The organism is Amycolatopsis echigonensis (assembly GCF_014174495.1).
Lineage (GTDB): Bacteria > Actinomycetota > Actinomycetes > Mycobacteriales > Pseudonocardiaceae > Amycolatopsis > Amycolatopsis echigonensis.
In genome coordinates this window covers 78,568-103,103 of record NZ_JACJHR010000027.1, presented here as the reverse complement: position 1 = coordinate 103,103, position 24,536 = coordinate 78,568, and the positions used below count along the sequence as shown (strand labels likewise).

The window sequence follows — 24,536 nt, the reverse complement described above, 5'->3', positions numbered from 1 at the left end:
CGCCCGGCATCACAGCATCGAAGCCCGCGATCACCCCTGCCCGAGAATCAGCCGAGGACGCCACCGAACTCGCCTCCACGCCGATCCCCGACCGGCAGACCAATCACCCAGCTACGTGGACCGATGAACCAGCCCTCAAAAGCACCAATCCCCGTTCGGCGTTCGCCGAACGGGGACTATGTGAACGAATCTGATGTGGAGCTGAGGGGAATCGAACCCCTGACCTTCTCGATGCGAACGAGACGCGCTACCAACTGCGCTACAGCCCCTAGGAGCGTGAGCCCCTGTCGATCAGTGCTTGGAAAGCTTAGCAGCGCCCTCCAGGCACCGAACAGCGGGGGGTCACTCTCCGACTGCCCGGCGGTACGGGCTCGTGCTGGGCTCGGCGAGTTCCTCGAACGCGGGGTCCTCGTCGTCCAGGTCGACGACGACTGCCTGCCTGCGGATGCGGGACATCGGGGACGGTTTGCGCTCCACGATGTCGCGCGGCACCTCGGGTGCGACGACCTCGACGTCCTCCTCTTCCTCCTCGAAGGAGTCGTACGTCTCATGCGAAGGAGCAGCAGGGGCCGTCGCCGCGTAGCGGGCCATCCGGCGCTGCCGGATCTCTTCCTCGATGCGGACCTGACGGCGGAGGTACACGAGGTAGCCGACGAGGGCGAGGTCGACCGCGGCGTGCACCCACCACGCGAGAGACAACGCGAATCCGGCGATCGCGGCCGTGACGACGGCGGCGATCAGCAGGATCACGACCACCCGCTGACGGAACGCGTACTTGGCCCGGGCCGCGATCTCCGCTGCCTCCGGGTCGAAGCCGCCCCGGCCGGGCCGGTAGCTGCGGCGTGCGCGGCGCGGTTCGGCGGCGCGTTCCGCGCGCGAGGGCTGCGGGAGCGGCTCCGGTTCGGGTTCGGGCTCGTCCAGGTCAGCGTCGAGCTCCGCTTCGAGTTCGGCGAGGTCATCCTCCACCGAAGGATTCGCATGGTCGGACACGGCGTCGTCCTCCTGTCCCTCGTTGCGAGCACTGCCCCTTCGCACTACCCGGGCGGCCAGCGCGGAGGTTGGCGTCCGCGCGACTTGCTGGCGTTTGCGAGCCACCATGGGCACGAGAACGACGAGCCATGCCGCGGCGAGCGCGACGATGATCACCGAGCTGGGCATCTCCCGTCACCTCCCCCGATCCTCTGCTGTAGTCACGCTAGCCACAACAGTCACACAGGAGGCGCAGACTCGCCGGGTTCGATCACGAAAATGCATCACCGTATTAGGTGAATCTCACAGGATGTGGTAACGCGTGATCGAAGCAGAACGCGTAGTCACGGTCAGACCAGGTCGGCGCGTCCGGACGCCACCAGGCGGGACACCAGGCCGTCGCCGGTCTCCTCTTTCGTCACGGCGAAACACAGGTGGTCCCGCCACGCTCCGGCGACATCGAGGTACCGCTCGAACAGCCCTTCCTGCCGATATCCAGCCTTGGTGAGCACGCGGATGCTGGCGTTGTTCTCCGGGCGCACGGTCGCTTCCAGCCGGTGCAGCCCGGCGGCATCGAAAGCGTGATCTGTCACGAGCGCGACGGCAGCGGTGGCCACACCTCCCCGGACGATCTCGGACGACACCCAGTACCCGATCCAGGCCGACCGGAGTGCGGCACGGATCACATTACCGACAGTGATCTGGCCCGCGAACTTTCCGTCCACCGTGATCGTGAACGGCAGGCACTGGCCCCGCCGCGCCAGCCCGCGCAGCGCCGCCCACTGCGACGGCCACGACCAGAACGCGTTGCGGTCGGCCCACGTCCCGATCCCGGTCGGCTCCCACTCCTCGAGGTGCTCGCGGTCGCGCAGCCGCACGCGGCTCCACTCGCCGGCGTCGCGCAACCGCACCGGACGCACGGCGAGCACGCCTGCCGGGATCCGCAGCGGGCCGAGCGTGGCGGGCCAGCCGGGGTGCCGGTTTTCGACCGAGTCGGCGAGTGCGGCCACGGATCAGGCGCGCTGCGCGAGGAAGGTGACCTTGACCTGGTCGCCCGCGGCTACCTCGGTGAGATCCTCTTCGACGATGATGAGGCAGTTGGCCTCGGCCAGCGACGCCAGCAAGTGCGCGCCCGACGTGCCGAGCGGCTGCACCAGGTACTCGCCGTTCGCCTCGTCGCGCAGCAGCTGGCCGCGCAGGTAGCCGCGGCGCCCCTTCGTCGAGGTGATCGACGACAGCAGCCGCGCCCCGACCACCCGGCGGTGCGGATTGCGGGTTCCGCGCGCGGTGCGGATCAGCGGCCGCACCAGCACCTCGAACACCACGAGCGCGCTCATCGGGTTGCCCGGGATGAGGAACGTCGGCACCGAGTCCGGACCGAGCCGGCCGAAGCCCTGCACCGATCCGGGATGCATCGCGACCCGGGTCAGGTCGATGTGCCCGAGATCAGACAGCGCGGCGTGCACCTCGTCACCGGAGGACCCGCCGGCCCCGCCAGCGACGACCACGATCTCGGACATCAGCAGCCGTCCTTCGACGACCTCGCGCAGCCGCTTCGGGTCGCCCGGCACGATCCCGACCCGGCTCACCTCGGCGCCGGCGTCGCGCGCGGCCGCGGCCAGCGCGTACGAGTTGACGTCGTAGACCTGGCCGACCGACGGGGTGCGGTCGATGTCCACCAGCTCGTCGCCGACTGACACGATCGACACCCGCGGCCGGGGGTAGACCAGCACCTTCGCGCGGCCGACCGCGGCCAGCAGCCCGACCTGCGCGGAGCCGATGGTGTCGCCCTTGCGCACCGCGACGTCGCCGATCTGCACGTCCTCGCCGGCCCGGCGCACGTAGCCGGCGGACGGCACGGACCGGTTGATGGTGACCTTGGCCTGGTGGCCGTCGGTGTAAGCGGTCGGGACCACGGCGTCCGCAAGCGTGGGCAGCGGTGCGCCGGTGTCGACCCGCACAGCCTGGCCCGGCTGCAGCCGTCGCGGCTGCCGCGAGCCGGCCGGGATTTCCCCGACGACCGGCAGCTGGACCGGTTCCTGTCCGGCGGTCTGCACATCGACGCTCCGGACCGCGTATCCGTCCACCGCCGCCTGGTCGAACCCGGGCAGCGCGTGCTCGGCGACCACTTCCTCCGCGCAGAGCAGGCCCTGCGCTTCGGAGATCGCGACGCGAACCGGCCGCGGGCGCACGGCGGCGTCGAGGGTCAGCGCGATCTGCTGGTCGACCGAGCGGAAATCTCCGGACTGGGCGGATTCCTCCGTCGGAACCATGATGTCCGTTGATTCCGCCTCGGCGACGGCCTGAACCGCCGGTTCGGTCGCGGTGGCGTCTTCGGCCGGGGTGACTGGGGTGGAACCGAGGGAGTCCGTCATGGGCGATCGTTTCCGATCCGTTCGGTCAGCCAGGTGCGCAGCGACGGCCCGTAGTCCGGGTCCTCGAGCGCGAAATCGACAGCGGCGCGCAGGAATCCGCCCGGGTTGCCCAGGTCGTGCCGCCCGCCGCGGTGGACGACGATGTGTACGGGGTGCCCCTCCTGGATCAGCAGCGCGACGGCGTCGGTGAGCTGCAGCTCGCCGCCAGCGCCTGGCTCGATCCGGCGGAGCGCGTCGAAAATCGCCCGGTCGAGCAGGTACCGCCCGGCCGCGGCGTAGGTCGACGGCGCGTCCTCCGGCTTGGGCTTCTCGACCATGCCGTGGACCTGTTTGACGTCGGGGTCGTCGGTGTCGGTGACATCGAAGACGCCGTACGGGGAGATCTGCTCCTTCGGGATGTCGAAGGCACAGAGCACGCTTCCGCCGTGCTGGGCGCGGACGGCCGACATCCGGTCGAGGACCCCGGCGGGCAACACGAGGTCGTCAGGCAGAAGGACGGCGACAGCGGTGTCCTCGTCGGTGAGGTTCGGCTCGGCCTGCGCGACGGCGTGCCCGAGCCCGAGCGCCTGTTCCTGGATCGCGATCTCGACGTCCAGCAGCTCCGGCCCGCGGCGGACCTTCGCCAGCAGATCGGTCTTGCCCTTGTCCTCGAGCGTCTTCTCCAGGTCCGGCTTCGCCTCGAAATACCGGACGACGGCTTCCTTGTCCGGCGAGGTGACGATCACCAGCCGCTTCGCGCCCGCACTCGCCGCCTCGCTCGCGACGATCTCGATCCCCGGCGTGTCGACCACCGGCAGCAGCTCTTTGGGCACCGCTTTCGTCGTCGGCAGGAATCGCGTGCCGAGGCCTGCGGCAGGCACGATGGCGGTTCTGAAGGTCTGGGTGGTTGAGGCGCCCGTCATGGGCGCAAAGCCTAACCTGGTCTCATGCACGAGCCGGGCAATGAGACCCCGAGCAAGGCGGAGTGGCGGACACGAATCCTTCGCGCCCGCGCCGAACTGCCCCCCGAAGCCCACGCCCGCGAGGCAGCCGCCCTGGCGACCGCCGCGTCGTCGATCCAGGCGGAAACAGTGTGCGCGTACCTCCCATTCGGCACTGAGCCTGGCCAAATCTCCCTGGTGAACGCCGTGGCCGCGACGGGCGCTCGCGTCCTGCTGCCAGTCATCCCGGACACTCCCGGCCCGCTCGACTGGGCCGAGTACACCGGCCCGGACGCCCTGATCCCCGGACGCCTTCGCGGCGTCCTCGAGCCCTCCGGCCCACGCCTGGGCACCACCGCGGCGGCCTCGGCACAGGTGATGCTGATCCCAGCCCTGGCCGTCGACCGCCACGGCACCCGCCTCGGCCGCGGAGCCGGCTACTACGACCGCACCCTGACCGCCGCGGCCGGCATCGCCCGCGTGGCTGTGGTGCGCGCGCAGGAGGTACTCGACCGTCTCCCGGCCGAACCCCACGATGTGCCCATGACCGCCGTCCTGACGCCCTCCGGCCTCATCCAGCTGCCGACCACCGCTGCCGCTCGGTGAGGAGTGGTCAAGACCACTCGATCGGCTCGCCGGGTTCGGCGCGCCGCCCGTCGCCGACTCCATGACCGCCGTCATGGCCCGCCGCCCTGCCGAACTCCAAGCTGCTGAATGCCGCCCGGCCGACGGCCAGGCTGGTGAGCGCCATCCGGCTGAACGCCCAACCTGCTGAGCGCCCTCCGGCCGGATGCCCCAGTCGATGCCCGCCGTCCGAACCCACGGCCCCGGCGGCCTGACCAAGGCCCAAACCGAAGGCCACGGCTGCGGACGCTCCGCGACGAGCACGCCGCCAGCCTCACCCAGCGCCCGGCACCCACAGCCGCCCGACCTCGCCAGCCGCCGGCTCACGCCACAGCGCTCACAGGCCCGTTGCGCACGGATCAGGGCACATCACCAGCTCGCCCACTCCACCGTGCAGCCGCGAACCGCCCAAACCACGCATCTGCGCACAACCCACGCGAGCACCCGCAACCACGGCCGCCCAAAACCTGCGCGTCCGAGCCCGCCCACAGGCACCGCCAGGCCCGCCAACCCGCCTAGCAACCGACCGACCAACCGGACCAGCCGCAGTCCAGCCACCCAGCCGCCCGCACCCACAGTGGCCTGACCAGCGCTAACCCGTTCGCCGCCCTTGCCACCGCCGCACTGTGAGCAAGGGGTAATTGCGCTGAGGGAATGCTGTCCAGCACAATTGGGTTAGCACTCTTGTAGGTCGAGTGCCAGTGCATGAAGGAGCTTCAGTGCCCACGTACCAGTACGCCTGCAAGGAATGTGACCACCGCTTCGAGGCGGTGCAGTCCTTCTCCGACCCCAGCCTGACCGTCTGCCCGCAGTGCTCCGGTGTCCTGCGCAAGGTCTTCAGTTCGGTCGGCGTGGTCTTCAAGGGCAGCGGGTTCTACCGCACGGATTCGCGTGATTCGAGCAAGTCGAGCGCCTCCGCGACCCCGGCCAAGACCGAGAGCGCCAAGTCCGACTCGTCGTCCACCACCTCCTCTTCGTCGACGTCTTCTTCGTCCTCGAACGCATCGTCCACGACGAGCACGACGAAAACGGCTTCCGCGTCCTCCTGACCCCCGAGTTATCCACAAGGGGCCAGTTGTCCACAGGTTCGCGAATCGGCCCTTCCGGCCGGTTCGCGACGTCCTTAACGTCGGATTCGTGCGGTATCCCGCCGCACCGGAACCGACGAGGGGACAACCGTGAACACCTTGCTCAGCCGCCTTTCCGCGCTGCCTGACATCCGTCTGCCGCGCGGTCGGCGAGCCCGGATGCTCCGCCGGTGTCTCGCGGCGGCGTTGTTTCTGGCCGGCCTGCTCGTCCTGTTCCTTCCGCCCTCTGCGCGGGGCGCACCCGCCACCTCGACAGTGGTCTCGGCACGCGACCTGCCCGCGGGTTCTGTGTTGCGCGCTGCTGACGTGCGGACCGTGGCCCTGCCCGATGATCTCCGCCCATCCGGCGCGCTCTCGGCGTCGGACGCGGTGGTGGGCCGCCTTCTGTCCGGGGCGGCCCGGGCCGGCGAGCCCATCACCGACGTCCGGATCCTGGGCAACAGCCTCCCCGTAACGGGTGAACCCGGCGCGGTTACTGTCGCCGTCCGGCTCGCGGACGCGGCCGTCGCTGAGTTGCTTCAGCCGGGCCAGCGCGTCGATGTTGTCGCGGGCGCGGATACCACAAATTCCGCATCTGTGCTGGCCAGAGGGGCCACCGTGGTCACTGTCCGGCGCTCCGACGACTCCGGCAACCGCACGCTGGGCCCACCGCAGAAGGGTCCGCTGGTCCTGCTGGCGGTGCCCACGCAGGTTGCCACGCAGGTCGCTGCTTCCTCGCTCGAACGACCGGTAACGGTTACTCTCCGCTAACCCGACCCTGTCCCGACGGGCGACGGCTGTCTTAGGACGGCCAGATGCCCGTCCTTAATCCTCTGGGAGCAGCAGTGCTGAAAGGTTTCAAGGACTTCCTGATGCGCGGCAACGTCGTCGACCTCGCGGTCGCCGTCGTGGTGGGAGCCGCGTTCACCGCGATCGTCACCGCCTTCACCAACGGCTTGATCAAGCCGCTGATCAACGCCCTCGGCGGTTCGAACGCGGGGAAGGGCCTCGGCTTCAACGTCCTGCGGAGCAACGACTCGACCTTCATGGACTTCGGCAGTGTGATCAACGCGGCGATCAACTTCGTGATCGTCGCCGCGATCGTCTACTTCTTGATCGTCCTGCCGGTCAAGCACCTGCAGGAGCGGCGCAAGCGCGGCGAGGAGAAGGGCCCGGCCGAGCCGACGGACGTCGAGCTGCTCACCGAAATCCGCGACCTGCTGCGCTCGCAGCAGGGCAACGGCGAAGGCCCCTCGCGCCACAGCAGCTGAGAGGGGTCACCGATCGTGATGCGGGGGCCGGTTCTCGAGATACCACGAATCCGGAGTGGTTTCCGGGCCCCGGCCCCGCTCATCGGACGTGGTCTCCGGCAGTACGTCGCCGAAGACCTCGTCGACCCGGCGGCGGCGCTGGGCCTCGGTCTCGCGGGGACGTCGTTCCTCGTGCGGCATGGGTCCATCGTCCCACCTGCTGTTTGACAAGTGCAGAGAGACATCCGCCGCGAAAACGGCCGGGCTCAGACCTCTTCGAGGCCGGAGAGCTCGTCGATCACGTGCGGGACCAGCGAAGAGAGGGTCGCCATGCCGTCGCGCACCGCCGCACGCGAACCGGCAAGGTTGACCACGAGCGTGCTGCCCGACACCCCGGCCAGGCCGCGGGAGATCCCGGCGTCGACCGCACCCGCGGCCAGCCCCGAGGCGCGCAGGGCCTCGCCGATGCCCGGGATCGGGCGGTCGAGCACCCCGGCGGTCGCGTCCGGCGTGCGGTCGCGCGGCGACACTCCGGTGCCGCCGACCGTGATCACCAGGTCCGCCCCGCCGATCACCGCCGTGTTGAGCGCGTTGCGGATCGCCGCGGTCTCGGCCTCGACCACCACGACGCCGTCGACGATGAACCCGGCTTCCTCGAGCAGCTCGGTGACGAGCGGCCCGGAGGTGTCCTCGTGCTCCCCGTGCGCGACCCGGTCGTCCACAATCACCACGAGTGCCCGGCCCAGCCGCTGTGCGCTCCGTTCCATGCCGACACCGTATCCGGTTCCGGGCCCGCTCCGCCGCCACGGGCCCGGTGATTTCTGACGATTCGGTGACGTGGTCCGCGCAGGCCGCGCGCATCCCGGGCGATCCGGCCTAACGTCGGCGAGGTGCGAGTGCTCCTCACCGGCGGCGCCGGGTTCATCGGATCCCGGATCGCCGATCAGCTGGCTGACGACGGTGACGAGGTCGTCGTGCTGGACAACCTGCTGTCCACCGCGCACGGCTCCACCACGCCACCCGAATACACCCGGCGACACCGCTTCCTGCGCGGTGACGTCACCGACACCGAGATCGTCACAGAGCTGCTCGACGGCGTCGATGCGGTCTGCCACCAGGCCGCGGTGGTCGGCCATGGCGTGGATCCGTCCGACGCGCCCTCGTACGCGCTGAACAACGACTACGGCACCGCCGTGCTGCTGGCCGCAATGCACGCGGCGAAGGTGCTCAAGCTCGTGCTGGCCTCGTCAATGGTGGTCTACGGCGAGGGGCGTTACGCGTGCGCGCACCACGGCGTCGTCCCGCCGTCACCCCGCCGGCAGTCCGATGTGGACGCTGGACGATTCGAACCCGCTTGCCCGCACTGCGGTGCCGAGTTGGGTTGGCAACTCGTGCCGGAAAGCGCTCCACTGTTGCCTCGAAGCACCTATGCGGCAACAAAACTGGCGCAAGAACATCTCGCGGGCGCATGGGCGCGCCAGACCGGCGGCACGGTCTGGGCGTTGCGCTACCACAACGTCTACGGCCCGAGGATGCCGCAAAACACGCCGTACGCGGGCGTCGCGTCGCTGTTCCGTTCCGCGTTGGAGCGCGGCGAAGCGCCGACCGTGCTGGAGGACGGGCGGCAGCAGCGCGATTTCGTGCACGTGGACGACGTGGCCCGAGCGAACGTCCTCGCACTCCGGAGCGAAGGCCCGGAGGCTGACCTCACGCCGCTGAACATCTGTTCCGGACAGCCGCAGAGCGTCGGCGACCTGGCCCGGGAACTGGCCCGAGCCTGCGGCGGGCCGGAGCCGCGGATCGTCGGCGGTGCGCGGCCAGCCGATGTCCGGCACGTGGTCGCCGATCCGGCCCGAGCACGGGAGCTGCTCGGTTTCCAGGCGGAAACGTCCTTCTCGGACGGCATCGCCGCGTTCGGCACCGCGGAACTGCGCGCCCCTGTCACCTGACGAGGTGAAGATCACGTTCCGGAATGAATCCGCCGTACTGGATCTTGATGGTGGGCATGCGTTCCATCGTGGTGGGGGACATCGAAATCCACGCACTGAGCGACGGGCGGCTGCAGCTGCCGTCGTCGTTCTTCCCGGGGCTCCACGGCAAGCGCTCGGCACCGAGCGCGGTTCCGGTGGTCGTCGGCGCGTTCCTGATCCGAACGGCCGGCTCCGCGGTGCTGGTCGACGCCGGTTTCGGTCCGCGCCCGTCCGGTGAGCCGCATCTGCCGCAGCACTCCAAAGAGCAGCTGCACCCGGTGGTCAGCTCCGCCGAGCCCGAGCACACCGGAGGGTTGCCCGCAGCGCTTGCCGAAGCTGGGGTCGGCCGCGAAGACATCGACACCGTGGTGCTGACTCATCTGCACGCCGACCACCTCGGCTGGGTCGCGCCGAACGGTGAGCCGTACTTCCCGGATGCCGAAGTGCGGTACGGCGCGCCTGACTGGGCGGCGTTCGTCGAACCGGCGGGGCGGCATGACCGAGGCCGCGTAGCGCTGGAAGCCCTTCGCGCTCAGGGCAAACTGCATCCGCTGAGTGACGGCGAAACGGTCGCGCCCGGCGTCACCGTCCGGCATGCGCCCGGGCACACCCCGGGACATTACGTGCTGGAAGTCGCGGACCAGGACCGTCGCGCCGTCCTGCTCGGCGACGTCTTCCAGATTCCGGAGCAGTTGGCTGATCCGACGATCGGCGCGGCGTCCGACGTCGATCGCGGACAGGCGGAGCTGACCCGCCGCCGCTGGCTCGGCGAGGTGGTCGGCACCGGCACGATCGTCGCGGCAGCGCATTTCCCGGACGAGCCGTTCTTCCGGATCGCGGCCGATCACACCGTGGAACCAGTCTCGGCAGTCGCCGCGTCCTGACCGTCCACACTAGACAGATCAGGACGCCGCCAACGGCAGCCGCACCTCGAAGCGGCATCCCGGGCCGTGGTTCTGCACGCCGATCCGTCCCCGGTGTGCCTCCACCAAGCCCTTCGCGATCGCCAGGCCCAGCCCGCCGCCGCTGGTGGTGCCGCTGCGGTCGGGGGTGCGGGCTTGCGTGCCGCGGAACGCGACGTCGAAGACCCGGCTGATCTCGTCGTCCGGAATCCCGCCGCAGCCGTCGTCCACGGCCAGCAGCGCTTGGTCGCCGTCGATGCCGATCTGCACGGCGACCGTGCCGTCCGGCGGAGTGTGCCGGATGGCATTCGACACGAGGTTCCGCACGATCCGCGCCAGCTCCGGATCGCTGCCGGACACCACCGGCCACGCCGACGCGTTTTCCAGCACCCGCACGCGTTTGCGGTCAGCCACGGGTGCCTGCGCGGCGACCGCGTCGCTCACCACGTCGCGCAGCGGCACCGCCGACATGCTCAGTTCGAGCGCTCCCGCTGTGATCCGGGACAGCTCGAACAGGTCGCCCACCATGCCGGACAGCCGGGTCGTTTCCCCGCTGATGCGCTGGGCGTAGTCGGCCACCTCGGCGCGTTCCGAAACCACGCCGTCGGCCAGAGCCTCCGCCATCGCCTGGATCCCGGCGAGCGGACTGCGAAGGTCGTGGCTGATCCACGCGACCAGTTCGCGACGCGATTTCTCCGCCGCGCGTTCGCGTTCCCGCGCCTCGCGTTCCCACACACTGCGCCGCGCGATGACCCGTCCCAGCACCATCGCCGCGGGCACCGCCACTAGTGCCACGAGCAGGCACACGAGCAGTTCGGTGGTCAGGGCCTCGGTGAACATGAAGCCGCTCACGCCGAGGATCCCGACCAGCATCGCGGCGACCGGGGTCAGCACGAGCGTGGTCATCGTGGTGGCCAGCGACCGGTGCCGCAGCAGGTAAAGCGCGAGGCCGCCCAGCGCCGCCACCGGCAAGGCGAACAGCAAGGCGAGCGGGAGGATGTGCAGGACGTGGACGAACATGTCCCACGCCGACTCGCCCGAGCCGATCATGGCTGCGTCCGGTCGTAGCGGTAGCCGACGCCCCACACCGTGGCGACGCGGACCGGTTTGGCTGGGTCACGTTCGATTTTCTCGCGCAACCGTCGCACGTGGACAGTCACCGTGGACTGGTCGCCGAAGTCCCAGCCCCACACCTTCTCCAGCAGGTCCGCCCGGCTGAACGCGACGCCGGGATGGGAGAGGAAGAACGCGAGGAGGTCGAACTCGCGGGTGGTCAGCGGCAGCACCGCGCCGTCGAGCGTGGCCTGGCGGGCGGTCATCTGGAGCCGGAGGTTGCCGTCCGTCAGTTCAGCCGTGGGCGGCTCGGGCCGCGGCATCCGAGCCCGGCGCAGCACGGATGCCACACGCAGCGTGAGTTCCTTAGGGCTGAACGGTTTGGTGACGTAATCGTCCGCCCCCAGCTGCAGTCCGGCGATGCGGTTTTCCTCCTCGCCGAGCGCGGTGAGCATGACGATCGGCACCTGGCTCGTCTGCCGCAACCTCCGGCACACCTCCAGGCCGTTCAGACCGGGCATCATCACGTCGAGCACCACCAGGTCCGGCACGCGCTCGGCGAACTGGGCGAGCGCCGCCGTGCCGTCGCCAGCCAGGTCGACGGCGAAACCCGCGGTTTCGAGGTAGCGGCGGACGACATCGCGCACCGTCTCGTCGTCGTCGACCACGAGCACGCGACCCGCTTGGTCTTCCATGCCTCACCTCACCAGTTCGTCAACAGCAGGTGGTTGACCGCGAGCGCGACCACCGCCTGTCCGGCCAGCCACCAGCGGCGGTGGCCCGCCGGAAGCAGCGCCGTGGCCGGGATCAGCCACGCGCCGAACGGTAGCCAGATCCGTTCTACCTCAGCCTTCGACAGGCCGGACGAATCGGCGAACACAATCGTGAGCACGGCGGCGACCACGATCAGGAGCACCGGATCGCGCAGGAGCGTCCGGCGAGAAGGCAAGAAGACCGCCGAAGCCACCCCGCGGCGGGCGGCCGCGATCACTGCTGGTCCGCACGCGACCGCCACCGCGGCCAGGTCAGCCCACACCCAGTAGGAATACGGACGCACCACCGCGACGCCTTGGTAGTAGCGCTCGACCACGAGGTGGTACCCGTCTAACCACCAAAAACCGGCGAGGGCGAACGCGGCGACCACTGCCGACGCACCGAGGACGGCGGCTGCCGCAGCACGCCATTGCCTGCCGAGCACGGCGACGGCCAGCGCGACCAAGCCGAGCAGGACGAGGCCGTAGGAGAGGAAGATGCCGAACCCGAGCAGAATCCCGGCTGCCAATGCCGTGGGCCAAGCGTAAGCACGGCGCTCTCGGAAGCCCACCGACGCGAGGGCGAGCAGCGCGATACCGGTGGCGGTCACACCGGCGAAGAGCCCGTCCGCGGACACGCCCAGCCACACCGCGCCTGGACTGAGCACCGCGAAGGGCAGCGCGGCGCGGGCGGCGTCGGGACGGCCGAGCAGGGCGATCGTCGCTGGTACCGCGACCGCGACCAGTGCGGCGACCAGCACCACAGCGGTCGACGCCCAGGCACCGCCGTGGAGGCCGAGGCGGTCGAGCCAGACGAAGGCGAGGGTCGCGCCGGGCGGATGGCCGGACACGTGGGTGGTCCACGAGTTCGGCTGGAAATCGAGGATGCGCGAGGAGAATTCGCGGAGGAACCGCGGGATGTTCGTGATGCCGGGGACTTCGTGCAGGTACTCCTGCGGAGTGGCGAGCCGGCCGGCGAAGCCGCGCGTCCAGCCGTCGACCATGGCGAGCGAGAAGATCCAGGCGAGGGAAGCCAGGTAGCCCGCGAGCAGGGCGCGCCGCCAGCGCAGCCGGGCGGCCAGGGTCGGGCCGTAGAGGACGACACCGGCGGCGATCACCACGGCGAACACTGAGCCGGGGCCGGCGTGCGGCAGCCAATGCGCGAACAACGGTGGCGCGAACGCGTAGATCACCACGCCCGACCCTGGCCGGTTGTAGTACACGCCTACGGCCGTCGCGGCGGCGATCACCACGAGAGTGACGCCGACCGTCACGAGGTCAGCACGGAACCGGGGACGGACGGGAACCGGGGGCGGCGGCTCGACGAGCCGGGCAGCCTTGGTCGACTCGCTCATCGCCGGTCACGATAACCCCGCGGACGGCGTTCCGGCGGGTTTCCCGCGGATCCGTGAGAAGTCGGTAAGATCTTGGCGGGCGTCAGGATTTGGTAAGCACAGCAAGGGTTCTGCACTGTCCTTTCCAGACTTACCGTACGCCTCGTGAACGAATTCGGAGTGGACGTCGTCCTCCCCTGCCTCGACGAGGCGGCCGCGCTGCCCGGCGTGCTCGCCGGTCTGCCGCCGGGGTATCGCGCGATCGTCGTGGACAACGGGTCGCACGACGGGTCTCCTGGTGTCGCGGCCGCGCACGGCGCGAAAGTCGTCGACGAGCCGCGGCGCGGTTACGGAGCCGCAGTCCACACCGGGCTGGAGAACGCCACCGCCGACCTCGTCTGTTTCGCGGACGCCGACGGGTCGCTCGATTTGGCCGAGTTGCCGCGTCTGGTCGCCGCGGTCCTGGATGGTGCTGACCTCGCGGTCGGGCGACGCGTGCCGGTCTCTCGGGCGGCTTGGCCATGGCATGCCAGAGCAGGAAATGCCGTCCTCTCACTGCTCTTGCGGTCCCGTGGACTGTCAGTGCGGGACATCGCGCCGCTTCGGGCGGTGCGTCGCCGGGAGCTGCTGGCTCTAGGCGTTGCGGACCGGGCGTTCGGCTATCCGCTTGAGCTGCTCGTGAAGGCTCAGCGCGCGGGCTGGGCAGTCCAGGAGTTCGACGTCACTTACCGGGAACGGGCACAGGGCACGAAATCGAAGGTGTCCGGCTCGGTGCGCGGCACATTGCGGGCGGTGCGGGACTTCGGGCGGGTGCTGACCCGATGACGTTCTGCCTGCTTGTGGTTGCGAAAGCCCCGGTGCCGGGGTTCGCGAAGACTCGGTTGTGCCCACCGGCGACACCAGAACAGGCAGCAGAGATCGCCGCTTCCGCGCTGCTGGACACGCTGGACGCTGCGTTCGCCACTGACGGCGCGCTCACGGTGGTGGCGATGACGGGCGACCTCGCCGAGGCAGCGCGAGGGAGCGAAATCGGTCGGGCGCTGCGGAAGGCGACCGTAATCGCGCAGCGAGGCTGGGATTTCGGTACCCGGCTGGCCAACGCGCACGCCGACACTGCCGCGGTGCACGCCGGTTTGCCTGTGCTGCAGATCGGAATGGACACGCCGCAGGTCTCCCCCGCCCTGCTGACTTCGGCGATCGAGCCGGTCATCGCCAAAGCCAGCCATGCAGTGTTGGGCAGCGCGGAAGACGGTGGCTGGTGGGGGCTTGGGCTCGCTAATCCGCGGCAGGCGCAAGTGCTCGCTGGAGTTCCGATGTCACGTGCGGACACCGGATTCCGCACCCGAGCGGCACTGGCAGGTACAGGGCTCCGGGTTGGCGAGCTGCCGATTTTGTCCGATGTGGACACCATGGAGGACGCGCTGCGGGTGGCCGCGATTCGGCCGGACAGCAGGTTCGCGACCGCGGTCGACGCGGTGGGAGTGGTGGCATGAAGCTCGCGACTGGCCGGGAATTCGACCGCGGACTGCTTGGCCATCACTGCTGGCTGGAGCTCGCGAACGGGGACCGGATCGAGCTTCCGGTCGGTCGTTGGGCAGACGGTTGCGACGCAGGCGACGCCGTGCTGTTGGACGCGTGCACGGGCCCGACACTCGACGTCGGCTGCGGGCCCGGTCGGCTTACTGCCGCTTTGACGCGCCGAGGCGTGGTGGCTCTCGGCGTGGACAGTTCGCCAGTCGCGGTACGACTGACTCGGCGACGCGGGGCAAGTGCGTTGCAGCGCAATGTTTTCGCTCGCTTGCCCGGCGAGGGACGGTGGAATCACGTGTTGCTGGCCGACGGCAACATCGGAATCGGCGGCGATCCCGATGCACTGCTGCGGCGGCTGCACGAGTTGCTCACGCCGGACGGCGACGTGCTGGCGGAGCTCGAGGCACCCGGCCACGGGGTGCGCCAAGACCACGTCCGTCTGCGGCCGGATCCCGCTGACGGACGGTGGTTCACCTGGGCGTGGGTTGGAGTCGACGCCATTGCGGAGATCGCTGCGCGAACTGGCTTTCGCGTGGTGTGGACGACCAGTCGCGGGCACCGCTGGTTCGCGAAGCTGGCACGAGCATGAAGCGCGGACGGCTGGCGGCCGCATGGCGCGGGCTCGACGCTCGGGTCGCCGCAGCGCAAGCCAAGATCGGCGAGCAGGCCCGCGCTGTCGATCGCCGGGTCCCGAAGGCGGAGCAGTTCAAGGGCGGCGCGCACGGCGAGCGCGTGACGGCTCGGGTCGGCAGCCTGCTCGGGCTCGCGTTCCTGATCTGCTTCGTCACCGGACTGTTGAGCCACTTGATCCAGCATCCGCCGGAGTGGTTCTTCTGGCCCAGCCGGCCGGTGTGGCTGTACCGGGTGACGCAGGGCGCGCACGTGCTGTCCGGGATCGCGGCGATTCCATTGCTGCTGGCCAAACTGTGGAGTGTCTACCCGAAGTTGTTCGAACGGCCGCTGGTGCGCTCGGTGCCGCACGCGGTGGAGAGGCTGTCGATCCTCGTCCTATCCGGGGCGGCCTTCTTCGAGCTGAGTTCGGGATTGCTGAACGTCGCGCAGAATTACCCGTGGAATTTCTACTTTCCGCAGGTCCACTACGCGGTGGCGTGGGTCGCGATCGGATCGATCCTCGTGCATGTCGCGGTGAAACTGCCGGTGATCCGGCGGTCGCTCACGCGCGAACGTGCGCCTGCCCAGCCGCCTGGCCCTGGATTGTCGCGCCGAGGATTCCTGGCCACCACGGGGATCGCGACGGGGGTCGCCGTGCTGGCCACCGCAGGAGCGACCGTTCCTGCGCTGCGGAGCGTCTCCGGGTTGTCGTGGCGATCGGACAAGGGCACGCAGAAGCTGCCGGTGAACCGCACGGCCGTGGCAGCACAGGTAACGCGGGCCGCTCAGGACGCCGGATGGCGACTCTCGGTGGCGACGCCGGCAGGGACACGGCAGTTCACGCTGGCCGAGTTGCGGACGTTGCCGCAGACCACTGTGGACTTGCCGATCGCGTGCGTCGAAGGGTGGAGCCAGACGGCGACGTGGCGCGGCATCTCGTTCCCGGACCTGTTGCGCGCTGCGGGCAGCGAGCCCGGGGTGAACGTGCGCGTGTCGTCGCTGGAGAAAACCGGCCTGTACGGCGTCAGTGTGCTGCCCGGCGAGCACACGGCCGACCCGCTCACGTTGCTGGCACTGGAATTGAACGACGAGGTGCTGAATCTCGACCACGGCTATCCGTGCCGCGTGATCGCGCCCAGCCGGCCGGGCGTGCTGCAGACGAAGTGGGTCGCCAAGCTGGAGGTGCTGTGAAGACCGCGCGGATTGTGCTGGCGCTGCCCGGATTGGCGGCGTTGGCGTACGGGATCGTGCTGTTCCTCGACTATGCGGCACCGGCATGGCCGGACAGCTTCACGACGTTGCTGTGGATCGGCGGCGGTCCGATCGTCAACGACGCGGTGTTCGCTCCGGTCGCCGGGGCGATCGGCCTGTTGCTCGCTCGGGTCCTGCCGCGGCCTTGGCGGGGGCCAGTGCAGATCAGCGCGGTACTGACCGCGGTGTTGGGTTTCGTGGCGTTCCCGCTGTTGTGGCGCACTCATGGCGTGCCGCCGAAGCCTGGTCTGCATGACGGGAACGCGTGGCTGGGGCTGATGGCGACGCTCGCGGTGGTGTGGAGTGCGGTCCTGGTCGTGTCGGTCGTCCGGATTGTCCAGTTCCGGCGTAGTGCGGCACGGAAAATTCGGTCGCTCGCACGTAGTTGACCTGGGTTTTCTTCCGCTACCGGAATTTTCCCGCGGATTCGGCGTTTGGGACAGCGTGCGCGTGGGCACCTCACCGCACGCGGAGAGGCTCTCCGTGCCGAGTCGGAGGCGGCACGGAGAGCCTCTTCGTGTTTTCGTGCGCAAGCCGGTTTTCGGGCGCGGGCCGTTAAAAACGGCCACGCGCGACCGGCTCGGATGCTCCGGTCGCGCGTGGCCTGCAAAGGTTCGGCCCCAAGCGCGGACAGGGGGTCGAGCCATGGCTGGTCTCGGCCGCGCCACGGCGGCCGAGCGATCTAGTTGGCCGGTACCGGCTGTCCGCCGAGGGTGACCTGCACCGTGCGCCCGTCGGCGAGCGTGAAGGTCGCCTGGTCGTTCGGGGCGCGCGTGCGGATCGCGGCGACGAGGGTGTTGGCGCTGTCGATGACGCGGTTGTCGATCTTGGTCACCACGTCGCCGGACTTCAGGCCCGCTTTCTCCGCCGGGCTGCCCGGCGTGATATCACCGAGCTGGGCGCCGCCCTGGGGCGCGTCGGTGACCTTCGCGCCGATGAACGTCTGGGTCGCGTGCCCGGTCTTGATGATGTCCTGCGCGGTGCGGCGTGCCTGGTCGATCGGGATGGCGAAGCCGATGCCGACGTTGCCGCCCTCGGACCCGCTGCCCTGGCCGCGGCTCGAATTCGGGCTGTAGATGGCCGAGTTGATGCCGATGACCTGGCCGCTCATGTTCGCCAGCGGACCGCCCGAGTTGCCGGGGTTGATCGCGGCGTCGGTCTGGATCGCGTCCATCACCGTGGTCTGGTCGGTCTCGTCACCGCCTGCCTGCACCGGGCGGTGCAGTGAGCTGACGATGCCCGAGGTGACCGTGCCGGTCAGCTCGTACGGCGAGCCGATGGCCACGACCTGCTGCCCGACCCGCAGGTCGTCGGACCGGCCCAGCTCGACCGGCGTGAGGTTGCCGACGCCGGACACCTTCACCACGGCGATGTCCGTGGTCGGGTCCCGGCCGACGACCTGCGCCGCGGCTTTCTTGCCGTCCTGGAACACGGCCTGGATCTGGCCGCCGTTCGCGGCGACCTGGACGACGTGGTTGTTGGTGAGGATGTAGCCGTCGCTGCTGATCACGAAACCGGAGCCCTCGCCCGCCGCGGTCCGGCCGGACACCTGCAGCTCGACCACGCTCGGCGACAGCTTCTGCGCCACCGACTCGACCGAGCCGGCGGGCACGTTGCCCGTCTGCTGCGCGGGTTTCGGCGCGTCGAGCGCGCTCACCGACGAACCGGACCCGCCGGTGAGGTACCCGACGGTCCCGCCCGCCACGCCGCCGATCACGAGCGAGATCGCGGCGACGCCCGCGAGGAGCTTGCCCGCCGAACCCTTCTTCTCGCGCTGCGCGGGGACGCCGTAAACCGAGGTTCCCGGTGCGCCGTAAGGATTGGCCTGGGCTCCGGCGGGCGGAGTGTGCGGTCCGCCGGGGTATTGGCTGCCGTACGGCTGACCCGCCGTCGGCTGCTGCTGGGTGCCGGGTCCGTGCTGCGGCGCGGCCGCGCCTTGGGCCGACCACGGATTCGGCGTGCCTCCAGTCGGAGCACCGCCAGACTGAGCAGTCCCGTACACAGGAGCGGCACCGTACTGCCCCGCAGGCGCTCCGTACGCGCCGGAAGCGTCTCCGCTTGTCGCACCAGGGCCCGACGTCCCTGCCGAGCCCTCAGCGGCCGATCCGTACGCGGCAGTCGAACCAGTCGCGCTGGAAGCCGACTGTCCCGCGTCGCCGCCGGCCGAGCCGGCGGAAGAGGGTTGGTCCGGCTGAGCCGGGGTCTGCTGCCAGGCCGCCTGGCCTTCGGTGCCCGGCTGGGCACCCGGGTCCTGGCGACCCGCCGCGGAGTCGGGCACGTGGGGGTCGTTCTCGGTCATGTCCTCACCTAAGCGGCTGGGCCTGAGAGGTTCCTGAGTCGAACCTGTGTTTCGTAGATGAGTATGCCGTGAGTTCCGGTCAGCCTGCCGAGCGAAGCCGCTCCGCGATCTGTTCCGGGGTGGCGTCGTTGATCCAGACCGCCATGCCCGACTCGGATCCGGCCAGGTACTTCAGCTTGTCCTTGGCCCGCAGCACGGAGAACAGCTCGAGGTGCAGCCACGACAGCTCCCGGTCCCGCCGCACCGGTGCCTGGTGCCAGCCCGCGATGTAGGGCAGCGGCCGGTCGTACAGCGCGTCGCACCGGCGCAGCACGTCCAGGTACACACGGGAAAAGTCGTCGCGCTCGGCGTCGGTGAGCGACGGGAGGTCCGGCACCTGCCGGTGCGGCACGATCTGGATGTGCACCGGCCAGCGCGCGGCCGGCGGCACGAAAGCCGTCCAGTGCTCGCCGGCGGCGATCACGCGCTCGCCCGATTTCTGTTCCGCGGCCAGCACGTCGCCGAGCACCGACCCGCCGTGTTCGCGCGCGACCGCCAGCATCCTTTCGGTCTTCGGCGTGACGAACGGATAGCCGTAGATCTGGCCGTGCGGATGCGAGAGAGTGACGCCGATTTCTTCGCCGCGGTTCTCGAACGGGAAGACCTGTTCGACACCAGGCGTCTGGGCGAGCGCCGCGGTGCGATCGGCCCAGGCGTCGACCACGAGGCGCACCTGTTCCGGGGTCAGCCGGGAGAACGCGCCGTCGTGGTCGCTGGTGAAGCACACGACCTCGCAGCGGCCGAGACCCGGCGCGGTCGGCACCAGACCCAATCCGTCCACAGTGGACGGATCACCGGTCGCCTGCTGCGAGAAAGACGGGAACCGGTTCTCGAACACGACCACGTCGTAGTCGGCTTCGGGGATTTCGCTCGGCTTGCCCGGCCGCGTCGGGCAGAGCGGGCAGAGGTCGGCCGGGGGCTTGTACGTGCGCGTCTGGCGGTGCGCCGCCATCGCGACCCACTCGCCGGTCAGCGGGTCACGGCGGATCTCCGAGGCCGCCGCGACCGGCGGGAGGTCCCGGGTGTCGGCGGCGAGCCGGTCATGGGCGTCGGTGTGGTCGAAATAGATGATCTCCCGGCCGTCCGCCAGGTGCCGCACAGTGCGTTTCACGCTTCTTCTGCCTCGAGGTTCTCCGCCGTTTCGGCGATCATGAGTTCTCCGACCCGCTCCGCGAGCTCTTCTCGCGCACGGTGGTCCAGGCCGTCGTCAGTCACCACGACCTGCGCTTCTTCCAGATCCGCGATCGTGGAAATGCCGACGGTGCCCCACTTTGTGTGGTCGGCGAGCACCACCAGCCGCCGCCCGGCCTCCACCAGCGCGCGGTCGGTCTCGCTTTCGGTGAGGTTCGGGGTGGTGAACCCAGGCCCCACCGCCATCCCGTGCACACCGAGGAAGACCAGGTCGAGATGCAGCGTCCGCAGGCTTTGCACGGCGACCGGACCGACGAGCGCGTCCGACGGGGTGCGCACGCCACCGGTGAGGACCACCGTGCGGTCCGGCTGGCCCGCGTTGCGCAGCACGTCGGCGACCTGGATCGAGTTGGTGACGATGGTGAGGCCCTCGACGCCGTCGAGCGCGTGCGCGAGCGTCCAAGTGGTGGTTCCCGCGGACAGGCCGATCGCGGTGCCCGGTTTGACGAGCGTGGCAGCCAGTTCGGCGATGGCTTCCTTCTGCGCGCGCTGGCGCACTGATTTCGCCTCGAACCCTGGCTCGTCGGTGCTCTTCCCGACCAGCGACGTCGCGCCGCCGTAGACCTTCTCGACCAGGCCCCGGCCCGCGAGCACGTCGAGGTCGCGGCGGACCGTCATGTCGGACACGCCGAGCCTCGCGACGAGGTCACTGACCCGGACCGCACCGGTCCGGCGTGCCTCCTCGAGGATCACCGCCTGTCGCTGCCGCGCGAGCACCGCCACTCCCCAAGCACACCCATCAACTGCACAAAATCCTACACGATTCAACATCAGGTGCGCGCGACGTGCGGTTGAAGCGTCCCCCGGTCGGACGACAGCCAAGCCTGGCGACCGGCTCAGGCGACGGGCGCCCCCGGCAGCCGGATGGTGAGCAGAGCCCCGCCTTCCGGTGCCCGGTTGGCGTAAACCGTGCCTCCGTGCCGTTCGGCGGCGTGCTTCACGATCGCCAGCCCGAGGCCGGATCCGGGCAGGGTGCGCGCCTCCGACGAGCGGTAGAACCGGTCGAACACCTTGGGCAGGTCCTCCTCTGCGATGCCGGGCCCGGAGTCCGCGACCTCGACCACCGCGGTGCCGTCGCCGAGCGGACGGAGCGTGACCCGCACCCGCGAACCCTGCGGCGAGAACTTCACCGCGTTGTCCAGCAGGTTCAGCACCGCCCCTTCGAGCGAGCTGTTGTCGCCGGTGAGCACCCACGGCTGCAGCGCGACCTCGAACTCGATCTCGCCCGCCCGGCGGCGCGCCCGGTCGAGCGCGCGCTCGACCACGTCCATCAGGTCGACGCGCTCGGCCTGCTCGCGCGGTTCGTCCTGCCGCGCCAGCTCCACCAGGTCGCCGATGAGCTGGGTGAGCTCGTCGAGCTGGCCCCGGATGTCGGCCTCGATGTCGGCTCGGTCCTCGTCCGGCAGCGACGGTGCGCCCGGACGACTGGCCGACAGCAGCAGTTCCAGGTTGGTGCGCATGGAAGTCAGCGGGGTGCGCAGCTCGTGCCCAGCGTCGGCGACGAGCTGCCGCTGCCGTTCCTGCGAGTCCGCGACCGTGCCGAGCATGATGTTGAAGCTGTGCGTGAGCCGCGCGAGTTCGTCGTCGCCACTCACCGGGATCGGACGCAGGTCGCCGGTCGCGGCCACCCGTTCCGCGGCCGACGTCAGCCGGTCGACCGGGCGCAACCCAGCCCGCGCGACTGCCGTGCCCGCACCCGCGGCCACTACGATCCCGGCGCCGCCGACCAGGAACAGCACCACGGACAACTGGTTCAGCGCCCGCATCGTCGGAGCCATCGACTGCGCCAGCACGATCGCCTGCCCGTGCCCGAGCGGCACCGCGACCACGCGCATGCCGGTGGCCGCGTCGGTGCGCAGTGACTGCGGCAGCACGCCGGTCGCGACGCGCACCTCGGCCGGGCCCACCGGCGGCCGAGTACCTGGCTGCGGATAGATGAGGTCGCCGGTGAAGCCGTTGAGCTGGCCGATCTGCAGGTCAGCGCTGGCCAGCAGGGCACCAGGGACCTCGCGCAGCTGGTCGGTCGGCACCTGCGGCGAGTTCGCCGCGGCTTGTGCCCGGGCGAGCAGGTTGTCGTCGAGCTGGGTGAGGAGGTTGTTGCGCACCACCAGATACGCGCACAGGGAAACGAGCGCCACGGCACCCGCTACGCACGCGGCTGCCAGCAGCGTGACGCGGCCGCGCAGCGAGAACCGGCGGGTGCTCCACCGGGTGCCGCGCGGATCGGGCACCTCCCCCGCCGGCGCGGCCTGCTCGCCCGCCGGGGGATCGGTCACGGCGGGGTCTCGCGCAGGACGTACCCCACTCCACGCACCGTGTGGATCAGCCTCGGTTCGCCCTCCGCCTCCGTCTTGCGGCGCAAATAACCGACGTAGACCTCCAGCGCGTTGCCCGACGTCGGGAAGTCGTAACCCCATACTTCCTCCAGGATCCTTCCGCGGGTCAGCACGTGCTTGGGGTACGAGAGGAACAGCTCGAGCAGCGCGAACTCGGTGCGGGTGAGACTGATCTCGCGACCGCCGCGGCGGACCTCGCGAGTGCCCGGGTCCAGCGTGAGGTCGGCGAACGACAGCACCTCCGACGTCTCGCCCTGCTGAGCGTCCGGCGCGGCGCGGCGCAGCAGGGCGCGCAGGCGGGCGAGCAGTTCCTCCAGAGCGAACGGCTTGGGCAGGTAGTCGTCGGCGCCGGCGTCGAGGCCGGAGACCCGGTCGGAGACGGTGTCTCGGGCGGTCAGCACGAGAATGGGCAGGTCGTCGCCGGTGCTGCGGAGCCGGCGGGCCACTTCGAGCCCGTCGAGGCGCGGCATCATCACGTCGAGCACCATCGCGTCCGGACGGTTGGCGAGGATCGTCTCCAACGCCTGCGCACCATCGCTCGCGAGCTCCACGGTGTAGCCGTTGAACTCCAAAGACCGCCTGAGCGATTCACGGACGGCACGGTCGTCGTCCACTACGAGGATGCGCATGCCGCCAGTCTTACGCAGAGTGCTGAGACCCGCCTAAGAACACACACAGAACACACAAAGAGCATTTCCGGACGACCGCGGACAGGAGGCACTTTCGCACTGGCCTCGCCGGGGTTCGCGGAAGCGAAAATCACAACGAGCGTTCTTCCGGCGGCCGTGCGACCGGAGCGTTCCAGTGTCGCCAGAGCGTGAGCACGCGGATCGCGACGACGACCGCCGCGGAGACGGTCGTGACCGCACCCGCCGGGAGACTCAGCGCGTGCCCCACCCAGACGCAGACCGCGCCGGTCAGCGCGGCCATCGCGTAGATCTCCTTGCGCAGCACGAGCGGGATCTCCCGCAGGAGCAGGTCGCGGAGCGCACCGCCGCCGATGCCGCTGGTCATGCCGATCAGGCAGGCGGCGTACCCGGTCGCGCCCGCGTTGAGTGCCAGTGTCGTCCCGGCGGTGGCGAACACGCCGAGCCCGACCGCGTCCGCGAGCAGCACCGCGTGCCGCAGCCGGGCGACCTGTGGGTGGAAGGCGAACACGACCAGCGCCGTCACCGCGCAGACGGCCAGGTACGGCCAGTTCCGCAGGGAGGTCGGCGGATGAATGCCGAGAAGCACGTCGCGGATGATGCCGCCGCCGAGCGCCGTGGTCAGGCCGACCACGACGACACCGAACACGTCGAGCCGCGCCCGGACCGCGGCCAGCGCCCCGGACGCCGCGAACGCCACCAGCCCGGCGAACTCGAGCGCGGTCAGCAGCATCTGCTGGTTCTACTGGTCGAGGAGCCCGCCGCGGTAGGCCAGGAGCGCGGCCTGCACCCGGTTGGCCGCGCCGATCTTCGACAGCACCGCCGAGACGTATCCCTTCACCGTCGCCTCCGACAGGTGCAGCCGTCCGCCGATCTCGGCGTTCGACAGCCCCTGCCCGATCAGCGCGACGACCTCGCGTTCGCGTTCGGACAGCGACGCCAGCAGCTTGCGCGCCGGCTGCGCGGCCCGCTGCTCGTCGCGATGGCTCTGCACCATGCGCACGGCCACGCCCGGATCAAGGACAGCACCGCCCTTGGCCAGGTCGCGCACGGCCCGCAGCAACGCCGACGGATCGATGTCCTTAAGCAGGAAGCCGTTGGCGCCGAGCCGCAGCGCGAGGCTGACGTACTCGTCGATGTCGAAGGTGGTGAGCATGGCGACGGTCGGCGGATCGGGCAGCGCGAGAATGGCCCGAAGCGCGCGAATGCCGTCGTCAGGGGCGCGCATCTTGATGTCGAGCAGCGCGACGTCAGGGTGATAGCGGCGGGCGACCTCGACCGCCGATCTGCCGTCGCTTGCCTCGCCCACGATCTCGATGTCCGACGCCCCGGACATCATGGCGCGCAGCCCCGACCGAACTAGTTCCTCGTCGTCGGCGAACATGAGCTTGATCAACGAAGCCCTCCGGCAGACC

General features: G+C 70.0%; 27 protein-coding genes and 1 tRNA gene. 11 read left to right on the top strand and 17 right to left on the bottom strand.

Annotated features, from left to right (window positions below):
* Nucleotides 1-196: 196 nt before the first annotated feature.
* The 5 genes from H5411_RS20345 to H5411_RS20325 form a co-directional block, all read right to left on the bottom strand.
* Nucleotides 197-269, bottom strand: a tRNA-Ala gene (locus tag H5411_RS20345).
* Nucleotides 270-342: 73 nt separating this feature from the next.
* Nucleotides 343-1,158 (bottom strand): divisome protein SepX/GlpR, encoded by an 816-nt coding sequence (gene sepX / locus H5411_RS20340; RefSeq protein WP_183124662.1) that lies wholly within the window; start codon nt 1,156-1,158, stop codon nt 343-345.
* A gap of 161 nt (nt 1,159-1,319) precedes the next feature.
* Nucleotides 1,320-1,979 (bottom strand): GNAT family N-acetyltransferase, encoded by a 660-nt coding sequence (locus H5411_RS20335; RefSeq protein WP_101437535.1) that lies wholly within the window; start codon nt 1,977-1,979, stop codon nt 1,320-1,322.
* Between the two features lie 3 nt (nt 1,980-1,982).
* Nucleotides 1,983-3,242: a molybdotransferase-like divisome protein Glp gene (gene glp / locus H5411_RS20330; RefSeq protein ID WP_101441032.1), complete on the bottom strand. Its 1,260-nt coding sequence runs from the start codon at nt 3,240-3,242 to the stop codon at nt 1,983-1,985.
* A gap of 98 nt (nt 3,243-3,340) precedes the next feature.
* Nucleotides 3,341-4,246, bottom strand: a complete 906-nt coding sequence (locus tag H5411_RS20325; protein ID WP_101437534.1) for a UTP--glucose-1-phosphate uridylyltransferase — start codon at nt 4,244-4,246, stop codon at nt 3,341-3,343.
* A gap of 24 nt (nt 4,247-4,270) precedes the next feature.
* Between H5411_RS20325 and H5411_RS20320 the strand changes: the two genes are divergently transcribed.
* From H5411_RS20320 to mscL, 4 genes are all read left to right on the top strand, one after another.
* Nucleotides 4,271-4,870, top strand: a complete 600-nt coding sequence (locus H5411_RS20320; RefSeq protein WP_183124661.1) for a 5-formyltetrahydrofolate cyclo-ligase — start codon at nt 4,271-4,273, stop codon at nt 4,868-4,870.
* A gap of 737 nt (nt 4,871-5,607) precedes the next feature.
* The gene (locus H5411_RS20315) at nt 5,608-5,937 is read left to right on the top strand and encodes an FmdB family zinc ribbon protein (protein WP_183124660.1); all 330 of its coding nucleotides are present in this window, start codon (nt 5,608-5,610) and stop codon (nt 5,935-5,937) included.
* Between the two features lie 129 nt (nt 5,938-6,066).
* Entirely contained in the window at nt 6,067-6,726 is a 660-nt protein-coding gene (locus H5411_RS20310; protein ID WP_312878471.1) for an SAF domain-containing protein, read from the top strand.
* 74 nt (nt 6,727-6,800) lie between these two features.
* Nucleotides 6,801-7,226 (top strand): large-conductance mechanosensitive channel protein MscL, encoded by a 426-nt coding sequence (mscL, locus tag H5411_RS20305; protein ID WP_101437531.1) that lies wholly within the window; start codon nt 6,801-6,803, stop codon nt 7,224-7,226.
* Between the two features lie 6 nt (nt 7,227-7,232).
* Here mscL and H5411_RS20300 read toward each other — a convergent pair whose 3' ends face one another.
* Nucleotides 7,233-7,406 (bottom strand): hypothetical protein, encoded by a 174-nt coding sequence (locus tag H5411_RS20300; protein WP_167441989.1) that lies wholly within the window; start codon nt 7,404-7,406, stop codon nt 7,233-7,235.
* 65 nt (nt 7,407-7,471) lie between these two features.
* A complete protein-coding gene (locus H5411_RS20295) occupies nt 7,472-7,972 on the bottom strand; it encodes a MogA/MoaB family molybdenum cofactor biosynthesis protein (protein ID WP_037369357.1) in 501 nt (166 codons plus the stop codon).
* A 123-nt stretch (nt 7,973-8,095) separates the two neighbouring features.
* On the opposite strand from H5411_RS20295, the gene H5411_RS20290 reads away from it, so the two are divergent.
* Both H5411_RS20290 and H5411_RS20285 read left to right on the top strand, forming a co-directional pair.
* Nucleotides 8,096-9,154, top strand: coding sequence for an NAD-dependent epimerase/dehydratase family protein (locus H5411_RS20290; RefSeq protein ID WP_183124659.1), 1,059 nt, complete (start codon nt 8,096-8,098; stop codon nt 9,152-9,154).
* 56 nt (nt 9,155-9,210) lie between these two features.
* The gene (locus tag H5411_RS20285; protein WP_246369085.1) at nt 9,211-10,059 is read left to right on the top strand and encodes an MBL fold metallo-hydrolase; all 849 of its coding nucleotides are present in this window, start codon (nt 9,211-9,213) and stop codon (nt 10,057-10,059) included.
* 18 nt (nt 10,060-10,077) lie between these two features.
* On the opposite strand, the gene H5411_RS20280 is transcribed toward H5411_RS20285, so the two are convergent.
* Genes H5411_RS20280 through H5411_RS20270 form a run of 3 tightly spaced genes read right to left on the bottom strand, consistent with a single transcriptional unit; the run spans nt 10,078 to nt 13,237 of the window.
* Nucleotides 10,078-11,127, bottom strand: coding sequence for a sensor histidine kinase (locus H5411_RS20280; RefSeq protein WP_101437528.1), 1,050 nt, complete (start codon nt 11,125-11,127; stop codon nt 10,078-10,080).
* Complete coding sequence (locus tag H5411_RS20275; RefSeq protein ID WP_101437527.1) at nt 11,124-11,825, bottom strand: response regulator transcription factor; 702 nt, start codon at nt 11,823-11,825, stop codon at nt 11,124-11,126. The genes H5411_RS20280 and H5411_RS20275 overlap by 4 nt, the downstream gene beginning before the upstream one ends.
* 8 nt (nt 11,826-11,833) lie before the next feature.
* A complete protein-coding gene (locus H5411_RS20270) occupies nt 11,834-13,237 on the bottom strand; it encodes a hypothetical protein (protein ID WP_183124657.1) in 1,404 nt (467 codons plus the stop codon).
* Between the two features lie 159 nt (nt 13,238-13,396).
* On the opposite strand from H5411_RS20270, the gene H5411_RS20265 reads away from it, so the two are divergent.
* From H5411_RS20265 to H5411_RS20245, 5 genes are read left to right on the top strand one after another with little or no spacing between them, the layout of a single operon-like run.
* A complete protein-coding gene (locus tag H5411_RS20265) occupies nt 13,397-14,041 on the top strand; it encodes a glycosyltransferase family 2 protein (protein ID WP_101441030.1) in 645 nt (214 codons plus the stop codon).
* Nucleotides 14,038-14,709, top strand: a complete 672-nt coding sequence (locus H5411_RS20260) for a TIGR04282 family arsenosugar biosynthesis glycosyltransferase (protein ID WP_183124656.1) — start codon at nt 14,038-14,040, stop codon at nt 14,707-14,709. The genes H5411_RS20265 and H5411_RS20260 overlap by 4 nt, the downstream gene beginning before the upstream one ends.
* Nucleotides 14,706-15,335, top strand: coding sequence for a methyltransferase domain-containing protein (locus tag H5411_RS20255; protein WP_183124655.1), 630 nt, complete (start codon nt 14,706-14,708; stop codon nt 15,333-15,335). The genes H5411_RS20260 and H5411_RS20255 overlap by 4 nt, the downstream gene beginning before the upstream one ends.
* A complete protein-coding gene (locus H5411_RS20250) occupies nt 15,332-16,549 on the top strand; it encodes a molybdopterin-dependent oxidoreductase (RefSeq protein ID WP_246369084.1) in 1,218 nt (405 codons plus the stop codon). The genes H5411_RS20255 and H5411_RS20250 overlap by 4 nt, the downstream gene beginning before the upstream one ends.
* Nucleotides 16,546-16,998 carry a hypothetical protein gene (locus H5411_RS20245; protein WP_183124654.1) on the top strand — a complete coding sequence of 151 codons (453 nt, stop codon included), beginning with the start codon at nt 16,546-16,548 and terminating at the stop codon, nt 16,996-16,998. The genes H5411_RS20250 and H5411_RS20245 overlap by 4 nt, the downstream gene beginning before the upstream one ends.
* A 293-nt stretch (nt 16,999-17,291) precedes the next feature.
* Here H5411_RS20245 and H5411_RS20240 read toward each other — a convergent pair whose 3' ends face one another.
* The 7 genes from H5411_RS20240 to H5411_RS20210 all read right to left on the bottom strand — a co-directional run bounded on the left by H5411_RS20240 (nt 17,292) and on the right by H5411_RS20210 (nt 24,517).
* Complete coding sequence (locus H5411_RS20240) at nt 17,292-18,908, bottom strand: trypsin-like peptidase domain-containing protein (RefSeq protein ID WP_101437522.1); 1,617 nt, start codon at nt 18,906-18,908, stop codon at nt 17,292-17,294.
* A 79-nt stretch (nt 18,909-18,987) separates the two neighbouring features.
* Complete coding sequence (gene galT, locus H5411_RS20235) at nt 18,988-20,058, bottom strand: galactose-1-phosphate uridylyltransferase (RefSeq protein WP_183124653.1); 1,071 nt, start codon at nt 20,056-20,058, stop codon at nt 18,988-18,990.
* Nucleotides 20,055-20,855, bottom strand: coding sequence for a DeoR/GlpR family DNA-binding transcription regulator (locus H5411_RS20230; RefSeq protein WP_101441028.1), 801 nt, complete (start codon nt 20,853-20,855; stop codon nt 20,055-20,057). The genes galT and H5411_RS20230 overlap by 4 nt, the downstream gene beginning before the upstream one ends.
* 119 nt (nt 20,856-20,974) lie before the next feature.
* Nucleotides 20,975-22,414 carry a sensor histidine kinase gene (locus tag H5411_RS20225; protein WP_376772190.1) on the bottom strand — a complete coding sequence of 480 codons (1,440 nt, stop codon included), beginning with the start codon at nt 22,412-22,414 and terminating at the stop codon, nt 20,975-20,977.
* Entirely contained in the window at nt 22,411-23,103 is a 693-nt protein-coding gene (locus H5411_RS20220; protein WP_009083592.1) for a response regulator transcription factor, read from the bottom strand. The genes H5411_RS20225 and H5411_RS20220 overlap by 4 nt, the downstream gene beginning before the upstream one ends.
* Nucleotides 23,104-23,233: 130 nt before the next feature.
* Nucleotides 23,234-23,854 carry a trimeric intracellular cation channel family protein gene (locus tag H5411_RS20215; protein WP_101437520.1) on the bottom strand — a complete coding sequence of 207 codons (621 nt, stop codon included), beginning with the start codon at nt 23,852-23,854 and terminating at the stop codon, nt 23,234-23,236.
* Between the two features lie 9 nt (nt 23,855-23,863).
* On the bottom strand, nt 23,864-24,517 hold the full coding sequence (locus tag H5411_RS20210) for a response regulator (RefSeq protein ID WP_101437519.1): 654 nt from the start codon (nt 24,515-24,517) through the stop codon (nt 23,864-23,866).
* Nucleotides 24,518-24,536 lie beyond the last annotated feature (19 nt).

Excerpts from the sequence above, each read along its gene's own strand:
- sepX (WP_183124662.1), bottom strand. The coding sequence starts at position 1,158 with ATGCCCAGCTCGGTGATCATCGTCGCGCTCGCCGCGGCATGGCTCGTC.
- glp (WP_101441032.1), bottom strand. The coding sequence starts at position 3,242 with ATGGTTCCGACGGAGGAATCCGCCCAGTCCGGAGATTTCCGCTCGGTC.
- H5411_RS20325 (WP_101437534.1), bottom strand. The coding sequence starts at position 4,246 with ATGACGGGCGCCTCAACCACCCAGACCTTCAGAACCGCCATCGTGCCT.
- H5411_RS20320 (WP_183124661.1), top strand. The coding sequence starts at position 4,271 with ATGCACGAGCCGGGCAATGAGACCCCGAGCAAGGCGGAGTGGCGGACA.
- H5411_RS20300 (WP_167441989.1), bottom strand. The coding sequence starts at position 7,406 with ATGCCGCACGAGGAACGACGTCCCCGCGAGACCGAGGCCCAGCGCCGC.
- H5411_RS20295 (WP_037369357.1), bottom strand. The coding sequence starts at position 7,972 with ATGGAACGGAGCGCACAGCGGCTGGGCCGGGCACTCGTGGTGATTGTG.
- H5411_RS20285 (WP_246369085.1), top strand. The coding sequence starts at position 9,211 with ATGCGTTCCATCGTGGTGGGGGACATCGAAATCCACGCACTGAGCGAC.
- H5411_RS20280 (WP_101437528.1), bottom strand. The coding sequence starts at position 11,127 with ATGATCGGCTCGGGCGAGTCGGCGTGGGACATGTTCGTCCACGTCCTG.
- H5411_RS20275 (WP_101437527.1), bottom strand. The coding sequence starts at position 11,825 with ATGGAAGACCAAGCGGGTCGCGTGCTCGTGGTCGACGACGACGAGACG.
- H5411_RS20270 (WP_183124657.1), bottom strand. The coding sequence starts at position 13,237 with ATGAGCGAGTCGACCAAGGCTGCCCGGCTCGTCGAGCCGCCGCCCCCG.
- H5411_RS20260 (WP_183124656.1), top strand. The coding sequence starts at position 14,038 with ATGACGTTCTGCCTGCTTGTGGTTGCGAAAGCCCCGGTGCCGGGGTTC.
- H5411_RS20255 (WP_183124655.1), top strand. The coding sequence starts at position 14,706 with ATGAAGCTCGCGACTGGCCGGGAATTCGACCGCGGACTGCTTGGCCAT.
- H5411_RS20250 (WP_246369084.1), top strand. The coding sequence starts at position 15,332 with ATGAAGCGCGGACGGCTGGCGGCCGCATGGCGCGGGCTCGACGCTCGG.
- H5411_RS20240 (WP_101437522.1), bottom strand. The coding sequence starts at position 18,908 with ATGACCGAGAACGACCCCCACGTGCCCGACTCCGCGGCGGGTCGCCAG.
- H5411_RS20220 (WP_009083592.1), bottom strand. The coding sequence starts at position 23,103 with ATGCGCATCCTCGTAGTGGACGACGACCGTGCCGTCCGTGAATCGCTC.
- H5411_RS20215 (WP_101437520.1), bottom strand. The coding sequence starts at position 23,854 with ATGCTGCTGACCGCGCTCGAGTTCGCCGGGCTGGTGGCGTTCGCGGCG.